Here is a 14018-nt window from a genome sequence, read left to right on the forward strand (position 1 = left end):
CATATATTTTACTTATATCTCGATCCAGGTTCAGAAAATTAACTAAATAAACTTGTCTTTGTTTTCATGGCTTATTATTGTCAGTTCATCACTGCCTTGTTTTGAGGTCCTGCATGCTCAATGCCCATCAGCAACAAATTATCCGTCTGCTTATCGCGTCACATGGCATGAGCCGCACCGCTATCGCGCAGAACATGAAACTGAGTAAGGCGGCGATTAGCACCCTGATTAAAGAGATGCTGCATGCCGGTTTAGTGGAAGAGAGTATTCCCGAAGCGTCAGGCCAGGGCCGTCCGTCGGTGTTGTTAAAAATGCGTGCCGACAGCGCCTATTTTCTCGGGGCCTCGTTACTCGGCGAGGCCATTACCCTGGTGTTGATTGATATGCATGGACGGGCCCTGGCAAACCGCGTATTGCCACTGAATCTCGATCCTGAGCAATTAACCCACGCGATTGCCGACGCGATCCCCTCACTGGTGGCAGCACAGGGGATTTCCACTGACCAATTGATCGGTCTTGGCGTCACCCTTTCTGGCTTTGTCGATGAACACCAGGCCGTGTGCGTCCAGTCTGCGCTGCTGGGCTGGAAAGACGTGCCGCTGGCGGAAATGTTGAAAGCACGCACCGGGCTGGAGGTATCGCTGGAGAACGATGCCAAGGCTCTGGCGGTCAGCGAGAAAATCTTCGGTCTGGCAAAAAAAGTACGCAACTTCACCCTGATTTCACACAGCGACGGCATCGGTTCTGCGCATTTTTTTCAGGGGCAACTGCACCGTGGCGCGCATGGCGCAGCCGGTGAAATTGCCCACTGCACCATTGAACCGGGTGGCCGCCCCTGCCGTTGTGGCAAGCGCGGTTGCCTCGATACGCTGGCTTCGTTAACCGCCATCCGCGAGAACATGCGTGATAAGGCGATCGCGGCCCAGACGTTGCCAGAGCTGGAAATCCAGGCGGCGAAAGGCAGCAGCGCGGCCATTGCCATTCTGCACCAGGCGGGGAACGCTCTCGGCCTGGCCATCGCCAATATCGTGCAGATGAACGACCCGGAACTGATCGTCATTGCCCATCATCCCGGCGCGTTTGATGGGCTGCTGAAGACCGTGGTGATGCAGGCAATTGATGCCAATGTCCTGCCTTCCATTATGGGCAAAACACCGATTTCGACCATCGTACTGGACGATGAAAGCTGGGCCAGAGCCGCTGCCAGCGTGGCGGCCTATCGATTCCTCATTCATTTACCCGAGTAGCGGAGGCTGCTATGCGCATTGCTTTTGGTGGTATTCATACGGAGTGCAGTACTTATAACCCGGTGCTGAATTATGCTGATGACTTCCGCATTCTGCGCGGTGATGAATTAACGGCCAGTCCGTACTTTGCCTTTCTGGCCGATTACGATGCCACTTTTCTGCCTACCTTCCACGCCCGCGCCATTGCCGGTGGTCCGGTAGCGCGTGTGACATACGACGATTTTAAACAGGATTTTCTCAGCCGCCTCGCCGCGCTGCTGCCGGTGGATGGTGTCTATCTGGCGATGCACGGCGCGGTCTACGTTGCAGGGATGGAAGATGCTGAAGGTGACTGGATTACCGCCACCCGCGAGTTGGTCGGCGACGATTGCCCGATCACCGTCAGTTATGACCTGCACGGTAATGTTACTCAGCGCATTATCGATGCCATCGATATGTTCTCCACCTACCGCACCGCGCCGCATATCGACGTGGAAGAAACCATGCGTCGTTCGGTGTCGATGTTGGTGAAAAGCCTGCACAGCGGCGTTAAACCCGGCGTGGTTTGGGCACCAATCCCGGTGGTGCTGCCTGGTGAGCGCACCAGTACCGAAGATGAACCGGCGAAAAGCCTGTATGCGCGCCTGCCCGGGATTAACGCCATCGACACGGTGTGGGATGCCTCCCTGATGGTGGGCTACGTCTGGGCTGACGAACCGCGCGCCACCGCAGCGGCGATCATGACCGGCACCGATGCCGATGTGCTGGCGGAACAGGCAGCAAAACTCGCGCTGGCTTACTGGCAGGCACGGGACGAATTCGTGTTTGGCTGTGTCACCGGCAGCACCGAGGAGTGCGTGCGCATGGCGATTGCCAGCCCCACCCATCCGGTGATCCTCGCCGACTCCGGTGACAATCCAACCGGCGGTGGCGTCGGCGATCGCGCCGATATGCTGGCCGAACTGCTCCGCCAGCAGGCACAGGGGGTGATCGTCGCGGGAATTACCGATAAACCAGCCACCGACGCGGCCTTTGCCGCCGGTCCGGGTGCCACGTTGTTACTTACCGTCGGTGCCACACTCGATCCTGCTGGCGGTACAGCCAGCGCCGAGTTTGTCGTAAAAAATCTGGTGGATGATGCGCGTTCCATCGCGAAACAAGCGGTGCTGCAAACCGGCGGTATCACCCTGGTGGTGGCCGACCGACGCCGCCCTTACCACAACCTGGCGGACTTCAGCCTGCTCGGCCTCGACCCGGCAAGCGCAAAAATTGTGGTGGTGAAATCCGGCTATCTGTCGCCGGAACTGGCACCCCTGGCGAATCCTAACCTGATGGCGCTGTCGGAAGGGGTGGTTGATCAATACGTCGAGCGGCTGGAGCGTAAGCGCAAGACCCAACCGGCTTACCCGTTCGACACCGATTTTGACTTTCTGCCGGTCAGCACCTTATCCGCCCGTTTTGTGCCTGAGACACACCAATGAGCGTGCTGCGCATTGAAAACCTGACGGTGTCATTCCGCCATGATGAGGGCTGGCGTGACGTGGTCAAAGGCGTCTCATTTGATATTCACGCCGGTGAAACGCTGGCCATTGTCGGCGAGTCCGGTTCAGGTAAAAGTGTCACCTCAATGGCGATCATGCGGCTGCTCAATGCCCGCCATGCGCGGATTAGCGGCAAAGTGCTGCTGAACGGGGTGGATTTACTGGGTTTAAGCGAAGCGGCAATGCGCGATATCCGTGGCAATGCGGTGGCGATGATTTTCCAGGAGCCGATGACCAGCCTGAATCCCTCTTTTACCATCGGCCACCAGATTGCGGAAGCGTTGATAACCCATCGCAAAATCACTAAACGTGCTGCGCGAGAAGAAACCATCCGCCTGCTGGAAAAGGTGCGCATCCCTAATGCGGACAAACGTTTTGATGACTATCCCCACCATTTTTCTGGCGGTATGCGTCAGCGGGTCATGATTGCTATGGCGCTGGCGCTGCGTCCCCGACTGTTAATTGCCGATGAACCCACCACCGCACTGGACGTCACCATCCAGGGGCAAATTCTCGATCTGATTAAAACCTTGCAGGAAGAGGAAGGCACCGCCGTCCTGTTTATCACCCACGACATGGGGGTGGTGGCCGAGGTGGCGGATCGTACACTGGTGATGTATCAGGGGGAGAAAGTGGAAAGCGGCACCACCGCCGAGATCTTCTCCGCCCCGGCACAGGCGTATACCCGCACACTGATCGCCACCGTGCCACAGCTCGGCGCCATGCGCGGGATTGACGGGCCACGTAAGTTTGCTGACGACGCGACAACCACTTACACCCTGCCCTCCGCCTCCGTTCCCCCTCTGCTTTCAGTCAAAAATCTCAGCACCCGCTTTGACATCCGCGAAGGTTTGTTAAGCCGTAAAACCGGTGCAGTACACGCCGTCGAAAATATCTCTTTTGCGTTGCAGCCGGGTGAGACGTTGTCATTGGTGGGAGAATCCGGCTGTGGTAAATCCACCACCGGGCGTTCCCTCACCCGTCTGACCGCCGCGACATCCGGCCAGATTGAGTTTGACGGCTACGATGTGCTGAACCTTTCCGCCAGCGAATTACGCAAACTGCGTTGTGCGATGCAGATGATTTTCCAGGATCCGTTTGCCAGTCTGAACCCACGCATGTCGGTGCAGGAAGCGCTGACCGAACCGTATTTGCAGCATCAACTGGGCAGCAAAGCGCAGGCGATACAGAAAGCCGCCGCATTGATGGTGCGTGTCGGGCTGTCAGCGGCGATGATGAAACGCTATCCGCATGAGTTTTCCGGCGGTCAGCGTCAGCGTATCTGCATAGCCCGTGCGTTGATGCTCGATCCTAAGATGATCATTGCAGACGAGTCAGTCTCGGCACTTGATGTGACGGTGAAAGCGCAAATCATCAACCTGCTGCTGGATTTGCAGCAAAGCCTGGGATTGTCGTATCTGTTTATTTCTCACGACATGGCAGTGGTGGAGCGTATCAGCCACCGGGTAGCGGTGATGTTATTGGGCGAGATTGTCGAGATTGGCCCACGCGCAGCGATTTTCGACAACCCGCAGCATGATTACACTCGCAAGCTGCTGGCATCGGTGCCGGTACCCGATCCCGCCAGACGCCAGTTAAAACGACAGATTGAGGTCAGCGAGCTGAAAAGCCCGATCCGACCGTTGGATTATGTCCCGGAAACGCGGCGCTATCGCGAAGTTAGCGCCGGACATTGGGTGATGGAGTGAGGGTTTAAGTTATTTTATCATCGATAAATCAAACATCTCTCCGCGGCTAAAGCTCCACTCCTCGGCGCTGGTTTGTTGGATGACCACCATGACGTCATCAGGATCGAGGTTCAGCCGCTGTTGTAGACGTTGACTTAACACCCGGTAAAAGGCGCGTTTTTGCGCAGTCGTTCGCGATTTACCGGCTACCAGGCTAAATAACACGTAGCGATCGCTGCGTCCGCCGCTCAGATAGTGGCGGTCATAAATAAATCGTGTTGCTGGCAGGGTTTCGATGATTTGAAAGCGGTCGGTTGGCGGTACGCTGAATTCCGCCACCAGCACCTCATGCAATGTCTCGGACAAGGTTTGCAAATCTGCGTCACACCAGCCTTCGCGTACCATAATTCGGGTTATGGGCATCAGCTGTTCTCCTCATCAAGACAGGTTAAGGCCGCCACGGCGGCGGGCCAACCCGCGTAAAACGCCAGATGGGTGAAGAGTTCTGCCAGTTCGTCGCGCGTCAGGCCATTTTCAGCCGCAAATTGCAGGTGCCAGGGCAGCTGCTGCACCCGTCCCAGCGCCGCCAACGTCGCCAGGGTGATTAAGCTGCGATCGCGGGCCGTCAAATCCGATCGCTGCCAGATATCACCAAACAATACGTCTTGCGTTAGCTGTGCCAGCTTGGGAGCGACCCGTTGCAGCGAGTCACGATCGAGGGATTTTGCCATCTCTTTTCTCCTTGATTTAACAGACACTCAGTCTCGCGCGCTACTACAATCCTGAAAATCGCATTATTCAGGACTTATAATCCTGATTTTAAGGATAGTTATGGAAAAGGTTCCGATCTCACTCGACAGCGACGCGTTGCGCAGCTTTGTGCTGGGTATTGAGACAGGTAGCTTTGCGCTGGCGGCGCAGCAGTTATGTCGCTCGACCTCGGCAGTTAGCGCCCAGTTAAAAAAACTGGAGCAACAGTGCGGCACGCCGTTGGTTGAGAAACGTGGCCGCCATCTGGTGTTGACACCCGGTGGCGAGATCCTGATGAGCTATGCGCGTCGTCTGCTGACGCTGAACGATGAAGCCTGGCGCGCAGTACGCGGCGAGTTGTTGCAGGGTGACGTGCGCATCGGCATGCAGGAGGATTTTGGTGAATCGCTGATGCCGGGAATTCTTGGTCCATTCAGTCGTCAACATGCTGGCGTGCGCATTAGCGCGCGCGTGGATCGCAACCAACCGTTGTTGCAGGCGATCGCCACAGACAGCCTGGATATGGCATTGTTGTGGCAGGGGGATAATTTGCCCGCCAGCAGCGAACGCCTGGGCCAGTGCCCCCTGGCGTGGATTGCGGCTGCCGAATGGGATATGGCTGCGCTGCTGGCTCGTGGTGAACCGTTGCCGTTGGTGATGTTCGAAGCGCCATGCCTGATGCGCACGCGCGCCATTGCCGCGCTGGAGCAGGCCGGAGTGGCGTGGCGCGTGGTGTTTACCAGCCATAGCCTGAGCGGCGTCTGGGCGGCGGTCCGGGCCGGACTGGGCGTCACGCTGCGCAGCCAGATTGGCTTACCCGCCGGATTGCGGGTGATCAACGGACAACTGCCGACGCCAGGAACGCTGGGTGTTGCGTTGTTGCAGAAAAATAGCGCAGATCCCGCACAACAACTGCTGGGCCAACTGATGGCCGAGGCGGTCAGCGGTTATCTGCTGTCATAACCTCCGCAGCGGCGCGATTTATCGCGCCGCTGCGAAATTAACCCCCTATTACCTGAGGAATGTTGTGTGTCTCAGTTCAATCAATACGGTCAACCCATTGGATTTGCCCTGCCAGATTGGCAGCCTGTCGCACGTCCCGCTGCGATCGCCTTAACGGGCCGCTTCTGTACCCTGCAACCTTTGCAAGACGCCCATTGCGCACCCTTGCTGGCAGCCTTTTCTCTGGCCGGGGACGATCGCGACTGGACATGGCTCGGCGCGGATCAGCCCCGGTCGCTGACAGCAATGGCCCGCTGGGTCGGCGAAAAAATGGCTGATATCGGGCTGGTTTGTTATGCGGTCTTCAGCCATGCCCATCAGCAGGCGGTCGGTTTGGTGTGCTTCGCCAATATCGACCAACAAAATGGTGCCCTGGAAATTGGTCATGTCACCTGGTCACCGCTGATGCAACGCAGCGTGCTGGGCAGCGAAGCGATCTATCTGTTGCTGAACCAGGCTTTTACGCTGGGTTATCGCCGGGTGGCGTGGCGCTGTGATTCAACCAACCACGCCTCGCGTCGCGCAGCGGAACGTCTCGGCTTCACGTTCGAGGGCCGTTTTCGTCAGGCAATGACACGAAAGCAACGTAATCGCGACACTGACTGGTTGTCGGTAATTGATACGGAATGGCCCGTCATTCAGCAGGCAATAACACGCTGGTTTGGCGAAGGAAATATGGACAGTCGTGGACAACAAATACATCCGCTTCACCACTTCCTTAAGCGAAATTAATTTTCTCCTGCGCCATTGACCCTGCCGAAATAGCGGTTATAAATAGTGGACGCCAACACAAAATAACCGCTTATTTCGCGAGGAAATAGTGCAATACATTTGTAACCAAATAAATCCGCCTTGTTAATTCAATAGTTTTTAAACTAAATAAATTTTAAAATTTCAATAACAATGTTTTAAATTTGTTGCGAACTTTTTACTCATCGCCAAGAAACGTTGTTATCGCAATGAAAAAATCAACTAAATTAATCACCTCGCTTTCGCTCACCGCATTACTTGTCAGCTCTGCCGTTCATGCCGCCGACACGCCGGAAAAGACTGACGTGCTGCTGATTGGCGGGGGCATCATGAGTGCTTCTCTGGGGACCTGGCTGGAAGAATTACAACCCAGCTGGAAACAGGTTATGGTCGAAAAACTGGACGGCGTCGCGCTGGAATCGTCCAACGGCTGGAATAACGCCGGTACCGGTCACTCCGCAAATATGGAGCTGAACTATACGCCAGAACGTTCGGACGGTAGCATTGATGTCAGTAAAGCGCTGGAAATTAACGAAGCCTTTATGATTTCGCGTCAATTCTGGACCGCTCAGGTAAAACGTGGCGTATTAAATACTCCGCACAACTTTATTAACTCCACGCCGCATATGAGCTTTGTCTGGGGTGATAAAAACGTTGAGTATCTGACCAAGCGTTATGAAGCATTACAGAAAACCGTGCTGTTTCAGGGCATGAAATTCTCTACCGATCACGCGCAAATTCAGCAGTGGGCACCACTGATTATGGAAGGCCGCGATCCGCAGCAGAAAGTCGCTGCCACCTGGACTCCAGTGGGTACGGACGTTAACTACGGTGAAATCACTCGTCAGTTGATCGGTAGCCTGAAAAAGAACGAAAATTTCTCGCTGGAAACCTCATCTGAAGTCACCGATTTCAAACGTAACAGCGACAACAGCTGGCATGTCACCATCAAAGATGTGAAAAGTGGTGAGAACCGCACCATCGATGCACGTTACGTATTTATCGGTGCCGGTGGCGGCGCACTGAAGCTGTTGCAGAAAACCGGTATTCCTGAGGGTGAAAACTACGCTGGCTTCCCGGTGGGGGGGTCGTTCCTCGTGACCGAAAACCCGGCCATCACCAGCCGTCACCTGGAAAAAGTTTACGGCCAGGCTTCGGTAGGTGCGCCGCCGATGTCCGTACCGCACCTCGATGCGCGTTTCCTCGATGGCAAGCGTGTGGTGCTGTTTGGACCGTTCGCGACCTTCTCAACCAAGTTCCTGAAAAACGGTTCACTGTTTGATCTGTTAGGCACCACTACCACCAGCAACTTTATGCCGATGACCCATGTGGGCATTGATAACTTCGACCTGGTGAAATACCTGATCGGTCAGGTGATGCTGAATGATGATGACCGTTTTTCCGCGCTGAAAGAGTACTTCCCGGACGCGAAGAAAGAAGACTGGAAACTGATTCAGGCTGGTCAGCGTGTACAGATCATCAAGAAAGATGCCGAGAAAGGTGGCGTGCTGAAGCTGGGTACGGAAATCGTGACCGATCAGCAGAAAACCGTGGCCGCGCTGTTGGGTGCGTCACCGGGTGCGTCAACGGCTGCGCCAATCGCCATCAACGTGATCAAACAACTGTTCCCGACTGAGTTCGCCAGCCCGGAATGGCAGCAGAAGATTCATCAGATCGTCCCGGCCTACGGCCAGAAGCTGAACGACAATCCAGCACTGGCACAGCAGGTTTGGGATGACACCGCAGCGACACTGCAACTGACCAAACCTCCGGTAATCAATATGCCAGCCGCTGACACTCAGCCGCAGGCCGCCGCACCGGCTAAAGCAGCACCGTCACCGCAACACGATATGGCGCTGTAATCCGTAAACCCCGCACCTGCCGGTGCGGGGTTTTGATTTGCTTCAACTACGTTCAATGACACACAGATAACAGCCGAATCGGGCACTATGCACATGGATGTAGGCGGTTTCAGGCTGACGCAACATCTGAAAAATTAACGACTCCGCTTCACTGCCTTGAGTAACCTCCGCCGCAATAATCATATGTGCTGCATTAAACGCCCGCATCGAGAGTAGCCGGGTAGTCAGATAAGGCGGAACTTCATCCTGATAGACACCTTGCCTGGTGCAACCTTCATGGATAAAGATGGCGTGTCTGCCAAAGTAAGGGGTTTCCGCAGGTTGGTAAGCATGATTGATCAGAATCGCATACTCCCCCTCCGGCACATCACGCAAGGCAATGCGATCCGGAAAACCCGAGTTTTTATCTGCCCGCATCCGTCTCGCCAAATGTCGCGCCAGATAGTTCTCATCCTGACCAAACAAATGGGTAAATGCGCTGCTATTTAAACCGCGAATGGTATAAGCCATAACCTCTCCAAAGCGTTAACCGGATGGGTATTAAGCGCCTGATTCCCGTTACGTGCTCGCTGTAAACGGTCATGGAGTTTTGCCATCCAGCATTAATGCTGGCATGTGCTAAGATGCCGAAACCAGCCTCTGAAGCGAAACGACATGAAGGATCTGGACAATATTTTCACGGAGGAAATATGAATTATTACCTGGTGCCAGCCATCATCCTTTGGACAAGCAGCACGGTTGCGGCGCTAACCCCGATAGCATTGAAACCTGGTTCAAACTATCTCGATCTCAACCAGGATCGGGTCAACGATATGGTGGTCATGTCGCAGTTTGATAACAATACGTCGCACCCGAATCGTGGCCTTACGTTTTTTGTCAGTTGCCCTGGGAGTGGTTATTGCATAATGCCCGTAGCCAATAGCAATCTGTTTACCTGGTTCGATTACCGGTTGTCAGCAGATGCTGAATTCCTTGTACAGGACATCCGGCTTTACCAACTTCACAATCGCTTTTATCTTGTTTCAGCCCTAAAGAGCGGTGATAACCTGTTTGATACGAGCAAAATAACATTGAAGGTTTATAAATTCGCAGAATCTCGCGATGACCCCGGTGTGCCTCTTTATGATTGGGTCTTACATAAAACACGGGTGACAAAGAAATCGTATTTATCTGCAACTGAGGCATATCAGGAAATCGAAGAAAGGGTATTTGAAAACTAACGATTCGTCACTCAACTGAAAATTCGTTATTATCCGCTGCCACTCTTACTGCCGGACGGCCTGATGTCTGTGATTCACGATACCTTTATCGCTCCACCGTGCCATGACCAGATAGAGACACTCTATCAAGACGACCACCTGGTGCTGATCAATAAACCCACCGGATTGCTCAGTCTGTCGGGTAAAAATCCGCAGAATCTCGATTCGGTACATCATCGGCTGGTAAAGATATTCCCCGGCTGCACCCTGGTGCATCGCCTTGATTTTGGGACTTCCGGTCTGATGGTGATTGCCCGCAATAAGGCGATCAACGCCGCGTTATGCCAGCAGTTCAGTCTGCGCACCGTGACCAAAGTGTACAGCGCACTGCTTTGTGGGCATCTGGCTGATAATGAAGGGGTGATAGACGCGCCGATTGCCAAAGACCCGGCACGCTTTCCGCTGATGTCGATTTGTGCCACTCACGGCAAGCCTGCTCGTTCCCGTTACCAGGTGGTTGACCGCTTTTATCATGAGTGGGTGGATGGGACTCGACTGCCATTGACGCGGGTGCAGCTAACCCCGGAGACCGGGCGCACCCATCAACTGCGCATTCACTGCCAGCATTTGGGCCACCCTATTTTAGGCTGCGATCTGTATGGTGGTCGCTTGTTGCCGGGCACCGAACAGACCCCACGGCTGATGCTGCACGCCAGTGAGCTGCATTTTGTGCATCCCATCAGTGAAGAGACGATCAACGCTCGTCATAGTAGCCCGTTCTGAATGCGAAAATGCCTGATTACCACATCAAATCATCTGGTACTTTAAAATCAGCATAAGGATCATCTTCATCCTGCTGTTCCTGGCTGAGCGCACTATTTAATACGATACTGCTCGCATCTCGCTGCGCAATTTTATCGGCAACGACGGCAGGGATTATCGCGTATTCACTTTTGCCACTGTTATCAACCACCAACCGGGCAATGGCAAGACGGCCATTCACCAACTGCGCTTGAGTCAACTTATCTACAACAATTTTTTTAATTAAATTATTATCGGTAAAGTTAAATTCGATATCGCCTTTGGCAATGACGATTCGATTCATCTCAATCAGTTGCTTCACCTGCGCTTTATACTCTTTGGATAACGTCGCTTGCTTTTGTTGCTCGCTGAGTTGCTTATCTCGTTCAAGCTGCGCTTTTTTGTTCTCTTCCACTGCTTCTCTTGCCTCACGAGCCTGAACGCGTGATTTTTTCGCCGTTCTCTGGACTTTGGCCATTTTCTTGCTGGTGACTAGTCCAGCTTTTAGCATCTGCTCTTGTAAGGTAAGTTTTGTCATTTGCGTTTCTAAACCTGTTGAATAATTTGTGGGATTATAACCCGACACACAAAGCTACTCATTGCCCCATTGATTGAGAAAAGTCGCAATCTCATCAATACGCAGCGCATCGATACCGGCTTCATTGGCCATCTCCTGCTGCGCTTGCTCACTGATCTCTTCGTTATTCATCAAACGGGTGATCAATAGCTGAAAATAACGCGCCAGAGCGTCTCGCTCTGACTCTGTGACCGGTTTGGCAGCGTCTACTTCGTACTCATCCACGATGTCATAAAATTTAAGCGGTACGTCGTTGTTCATCAGGTGTCCCCCAGGGATTTCAGTTTATGCCCACTACGGGGCAGCATTCGGCCGGGATGATACCATTTTCAGTGGGTTTTTTCTGTTATGATTTATCAGAGAAATAGCCAAAAAAAATGGCGCAGTTGTGAGATGAGAATGTCACGACTGCGCCATTTTATAGCGGGTTCAACCTTTAAATTTTTCGTGTGCCATTGATGAGTTTTTCTAACATCGTGCAAACTATAACTTCAGTTGGCTTCCTAAAAAGACATCGGCTTCCTGTAAGGTGACATCCAATCCTGCCGAAGGCGTAAATGTCAGCTCACCAAAAATCACCTGACCATTAAGAAGATAGAAATCAGCCCGAACAAATTTAAAATCAGAAGCCAGCTTAATCGCGCAGGCTTTCATTTTATTAAATCCTTCGGGCATTTCTGGAAAATGGTTTTCTTTGATTAACTCAATGGTATCTTCGAAAGGAAGAGGCTTCCAGTTCATGTCGAAGTAATAGAACTTGGGTGTTCCCTTCTCTCTTCCTACGCAAACCATTACCGCGTAGGGCTTCCCGTTAAAACAGTAAAATTTATAGTCATCAGGAAAACCACCGCGCTCATTTTCGATGTACTTCTCACATAAAATTTTTCTTTCTATTTTTTTATACTGCGGCTCAACAAAATTTGCTGAGTAATCTTGCCTTAACCATTCATTAAGTTTTTTGTTCGTTTTTTCAATGTCCAGTGCTGATTTATCATCACAGATGATGTTATATCCTGCACCATGATTACACTTCAGCGCAAACTTCTCTGGCAATACGCTATAGTCTATATCCTGAGGATTATCGTACACCCCATACAGGACATTAAGGATATCCCCACAGCCTTTAGCTGAAACATACTCCCTGACCTTATATTTATCCGCGCACAGCGTGTAAATATCATCATTAAGTTCATTAAACTTTAGCCACTGTATCTTTTCATTAAAACTGGCAGGGTTTCTTAAATTTAATTTTTTCTTGAATCGGATCAGATAGTGAGTTTTAGCATAAAATTCAGGAAAAACATTAGCGCCAACCTTTAGAGCTGATTTTACTGTTTGTTTTATCACGTTCATTTTAACAACCCCAATTTAAAAATATTAAGGTGCATTTTGATGATTGTTTTGTCTTTGAAAAAGTAATTAAGAAAAGTGCAAGACAAAACCTCAACAATCAAAAAACAATATGCAGCGCCATTAATCCCGAACGCACTAATCATTATCCAGGACAATGGTATTGTTAATACACAGCATAAAAACATCTTTTTAGCCAGATAGTTATATCCGGATTCCTTTATCATATACCTGTAGCAAATCGTTCCCAATGCAGAGAACATGGTGGCAATAATTATCACGGGGATGATATTCACTGAATCCATATATTTATCGCCATACAGTTTACGAATAAAGAAGTCACCAAAAAGATAGAACCCACCTAAAGCAATAAGGGAAAGCAGAATTACAATTCGATTAATTTTAATCAGCAGTCTCTCAATAGCTATTGGGTTTTTTTCGCTATATATTTTTGAAAAAAAGCTTGTTATTAACGCCAAAACAATAAATGACCAGGCACCTCCTATGGTTAATGCTACGCTATAAACCCCGAGATCTGAGTAAGAAATTATTTTAGCCAAAAAAATGTTGGAGATCTGGGTGTATATATCAACTGACAGGCTTGATAAAATCAACGCCCCTCCGGCATACAGCATATGCCGATTATACAGCCCAAAACCTTTACCATTGTCTTTTAGCTCTATCGTATTTTTAAAATAAATCAGCCGCATGATGTAGGGTATGAGCGGGATTATGATAATTGGAATGGTGAAGTAGTAAACTGGCAACTCGAAGTGCGAAATATAGAATCTGATCAATAGTGCTAAAGATAGCCCAATCACATTTGTTATCGTGTTTATTTTTGACTTAAGCTGAGTGTTGTTGTAAATGGAAAAGAAGTCCATCACAATATAGTAAGTAGCAATGCAATTCGCCACACCAAATAAAAATACGACGAAATCAGTAAATAAATAAAGATAAATTAAAATCGCACTTGATGACAGGAGAAAGAAAAGACGCCGTTGATTTTGCGTGTTCATCGCCATTGCGATGCCGGATTTTGTATTTTCGCTCATGCGTTTAAACAAAATGCTCTGACCGCCAAACCATGACAATGTTTGTACAAATATAAAAAGCGAGGTTGAAATGTTTATTTTTCCGAAATTGTCAGGGCCAATATATTTTGCCATGAGTGAATTAATATATATCAGGCCGATAATATTAACTGACTTCTCCAGCATGATCCATAATGCGTTAGTGTACATTTCACATCTCACATAGGCATGGTTTGTG

Annotated in this window: 15 protein-coding genes; 8 read left to right on the forward strand and 7 right to left on the reverse strand. The window is 51.1% G+C overall.

Annotated elements, in window-relative coordinates; genetic code table 11:
* The first annotated feature begins 113 nt into the window (after positions 1 to 113).
* Genes AC6I8N_RS22625 through AC6I8N_RS22635 form a run of 3 tightly spaced genes read left to right on the forward strand, consistent with a single transcriptional unit; the run spans position 114 to position 4476 of the window.
* The gene (locus AC6I8N_RS22625) at positions 114 to 1247 is read left to right on the forward strand and encodes an ROK family protein (RefSeq protein WP_497830841.1); all 1134 of its coding nucleotides are present in this window, start codon (positions 114 to 116) and stop codon (positions 1245 to 1247) included.
* Between the two features lie 11 nt (positions 1248 to 1258).
* A complete protein-coding gene (locus AC6I8N_RS22630) occupies positions 1259 to 2707 on the forward strand; it encodes a M81 family metallopeptidase (protein ID WP_497830842.1) in 1449 nt (482 codons plus the stop codon).
* A complete protein-coding gene (locus tag AC6I8N_RS22635) occupies positions 2704 to 4476 on the forward strand; it encodes an ABC transporter ATP-binding protein (protein WP_497830843.1) in 1773 nt (590 codons plus the stop codon). Before AC6I8N_RS22630 ends, AC6I8N_RS22635 begins: the two co-directional genes overlap by 4 nt.
* A 9-nt stretch (positions 4477 to 4485) precedes the next feature.
* On the opposite strand, the gene AC6I8N_RS22640 is transcribed toward AC6I8N_RS22635, so the two are convergent.
* Both AC6I8N_RS22640 and AC6I8N_RS22645 read right to left on the reverse strand, forming a co-directional pair.
* Complete coding sequence (locus AC6I8N_RS22640; RefSeq protein WP_497830844.1) at positions 4486 to 4878, reverse strand: tautomerase family protein; 393 nt, start codon at positions 4876 to 4878, stop codon at positions 4486 to 4488.
* Positions 4878 to 5186 carry a carboxymuconolactone decarboxylase family protein gene (locus tag AC6I8N_RS22645; protein ID WP_497830845.1) on the reverse strand — a complete coding sequence of 103 codons (309 nt, stop codon included), beginning with the start codon at positions 5184 to 5186 and terminating at the stop codon, positions 4878 to 4880. The genes AC6I8N_RS22640 and AC6I8N_RS22645 overlap by 1 nt, the downstream gene beginning before the upstream one ends.
* A 100-nt stretch (positions 5187 to 5286) precedes the next feature.
* Between AC6I8N_RS22645 and AC6I8N_RS22650 the strand changes: the two genes are divergently transcribed.
* The 3 genes from AC6I8N_RS22650 (at position 5287) to mqo (ending at position 8819) form a co-directional block, all read left to right on the forward strand.
* The gene (locus tag AC6I8N_RS22650) at positions 5287 to 6168 is read left to right on the forward strand and encodes a LysR substrate-binding domain-containing protein (protein WP_497830846.1); all 882 of its coding nucleotides are present in this window, start codon (positions 5287 to 5289) and stop codon (positions 6166 to 6168) included.
* Between the two features lie 66 nt (positions 6169 to 6234).
* A complete protein-coding gene (locus AC6I8N_RS22655; protein WP_497830847.1) occupies positions 6235 to 6939 on the forward strand; it encodes a GNAT family N-acetyltransferase in 705 nt (234 codons plus the stop codon).
* A 227-nt stretch (positions 6940 to 7166) separates the two neighbouring features.
* The gene (gene mqo / locus AC6I8N_RS22660) at positions 7167 to 8819 is read left to right on the forward strand and encodes a malate dehydrogenase (quinone) (RefSeq protein ID WP_497830848.1); all 1653 of its coding nucleotides are present in this window, start codon (positions 7167 to 7169) and stop codon (positions 8817 to 8819) included.
* A gap of 42 nt (positions 8820 to 8861) precedes the next feature.
* Here the strand turns inward: mqo and AC6I8N_RS22665 are convergent, their stop codons facing one another.
* Positions 8862 to 9329: a DUF1203 domain-containing protein gene (locus AC6I8N_RS22665; protein WP_497830849.1), complete on the reverse strand. Its 468-nt coding sequence runs from the start codon at positions 9327 to 9329 to the stop codon at positions 8862 to 8864.
* 113 nt (positions 9330 to 9442) lie between these two features.
* Here AC6I8N_RS22665 and AC6I8N_RS22670 point away from each other — a divergent pair, with 113 nt between their 5' ends.
* Entirely contained in the window at positions 9443 to 10039 is a 597-nt protein-coding gene (locus AC6I8N_RS22670) for a carbapenem self-resistance protein CarG family protein (RefSeq protein ID WP_497830850.1), read from the forward strand.
* Between the two features lie 63 nt (positions 10040 to 10102).
* On the forward strand, positions 10103 to 10801 hold the full coding sequence (locus AC6I8N_RS22675) for an RluA family pseudouridine synthase (RefSeq protein WP_497830851.1): 699 nt from the start codon (positions 10103 to 10105) through the stop codon (positions 10799 to 10801).
* 16 nt (positions 10802 to 10817) lie between these two features.
* Here AC6I8N_RS22675 and AC6I8N_RS22680 read toward each other — a convergent pair whose 3' ends face one another.
* From AC6I8N_RS22680 to AC6I8N_RS22695, 4 genes are all read right to left on the reverse strand, one after another.
* On the reverse strand, positions 10818 to 11357 hold the full coding sequence (locus AC6I8N_RS22680) for a DUF2058 domain-containing protein (protein ID WP_208726231.1): 540 nt from the start codon (positions 11355 to 11357) through the stop codon (positions 10818 to 10820).
* Between the two features lie 54 nt (positions 11358 to 11411).
* Positions 11412 to 11657, reverse strand: coding sequence for a YmjA family protein (locus AC6I8N_RS22685; protein WP_208726229.1), 246 nt, complete (start codon positions 11655 to 11657; stop codon positions 11412 to 11414).
* A 222-nt stretch (positions 11658 to 11879) separates the two neighbouring features.
* Complete coding sequence (locus AC6I8N_RS22690; RefSeq protein ID WP_497830852.1) at positions 11880 to 12749, reverse strand: ATP-grasp fold amidoligase family protein; 870 nt, start codon at positions 12747 to 12749, stop codon at positions 11880 to 11882.
* On the reverse strand, positions 12746 to 13966 hold the full coding sequence (locus tag AC6I8N_RS22695; protein ID WP_497830853.1) for an oligosaccharide flippase family protein: 1221 nt from the start codon (positions 13964 to 13966) through the stop codon (positions 12746 to 12748). The genes AC6I8N_RS22690 and AC6I8N_RS22695 overlap by 4 nt, the downstream gene beginning before the upstream one ends.
* Positions 13967 to 14018: the final 52 nt, after the last annotated feature.

Source organism: Pantoea sp. X-Soil-TKNS-1279, assembly GCF_059730565.1.

What these genes read in the sequence shown, in the direction of transcription:
- AC6I8N_RS22650 (WP_497830846.1), top strand. Translation starts at nt 5,287, where the DNA reads ATGGAAAAGGTTCCGATCTCACTCGACAGCGACGCGTTGCGCAGCTTT.
- AC6I8N_RS22695 (WP_497830853.1), bottom strand. Translation starts at nt 13,966, where the DNA reads ATGCTGGAGAAGTCAGTTAATATTATCGGCCTGATATATATTAATTCA.
- AC6I8N_RS22625 (WP_497830841.1), top strand. Translation starts at nt 114, where the DNA reads ATGCTCAATGCCCATCAGCAACAAATTATCCGTCTGCTTATCGCGTCA.
- AC6I8N_RS22630 (WP_497830842.1), top strand. Translation starts at nt 1,259, where the DNA reads ATGCGCATTGCTTTTGGTGGTATTCATACGGAGTGCAGTACTTATAAC.
- AC6I8N_RS22680 (WP_208726231.1), bottom strand. Translation starts at nt 11,357, where the DNA reads ATGACAAAACTTACCTTACAAGAGCAGATGCTAAAAGCTGGACTAGTC.
- AC6I8N_RS22675 (WP_497830851.1), top strand. Translation starts at nt 10,103, where the DNA reads ATGTCTGTGATTCACGATACCTTTATCGCTCCACCGTGCCATGACCAG.
- AC6I8N_RS22665 (WP_497830849.1), bottom strand. Translation starts at nt 9,329, where the DNA reads ATGGCTTATACCATTCGCGGTTTAAATAGCAGCGCATTTACCCATTTG.
- AC6I8N_RS22640 (WP_497830844.1), bottom strand. Translation starts at nt 4,878, where the DNA reads ATGCCCATAACCCGAATTATGGTACGCGAAGGCTGGTGTGACGCAGAT.
- AC6I8N_RS22645 (WP_497830845.1), bottom strand. Translation starts at nt 5,186, where the DNA reads ATGGCAAAATCCCTCGATCGTGACTCGCTGCAACGGGTCGCTCCCAAG.
- AC6I8N_RS22685 (WP_208726229.1), bottom strand. Translation starts at nt 11,657, where the DNA reads ATGAACAACGACGTACCGCTTAAATTTTATGACATCGTGGATGAGTAC.
- mqo (WP_497830848.1), top strand. Translation starts at nt 7,167, where the DNA reads ATGAAAAAATCAACTAAATTAATCACCTCGCTTTCGCTCACCGCATTA.
- AC6I8N_RS22635 (WP_497830843.1), top strand. Translation starts at nt 2,704, where the DNA reads ATGAGCGTGCTGCGCATTGAAAACCTGACGGTGTCATTCCGCCATGAT.
- AC6I8N_RS22670 (WP_497830850.1), top strand. Translation starts at nt 9,443, where the DNA reads ATGCCGAAACCAGCCTCTGAAGCGAAACGACATGAAGGATCTGGACAA.
- AC6I8N_RS22690 (WP_497830852.1), bottom strand. Translation starts at nt 12,749, where the DNA reads ATGAACGTGATAAAACAAACAGTAAAATCAGCTCTAAAGGTTGGCGCT.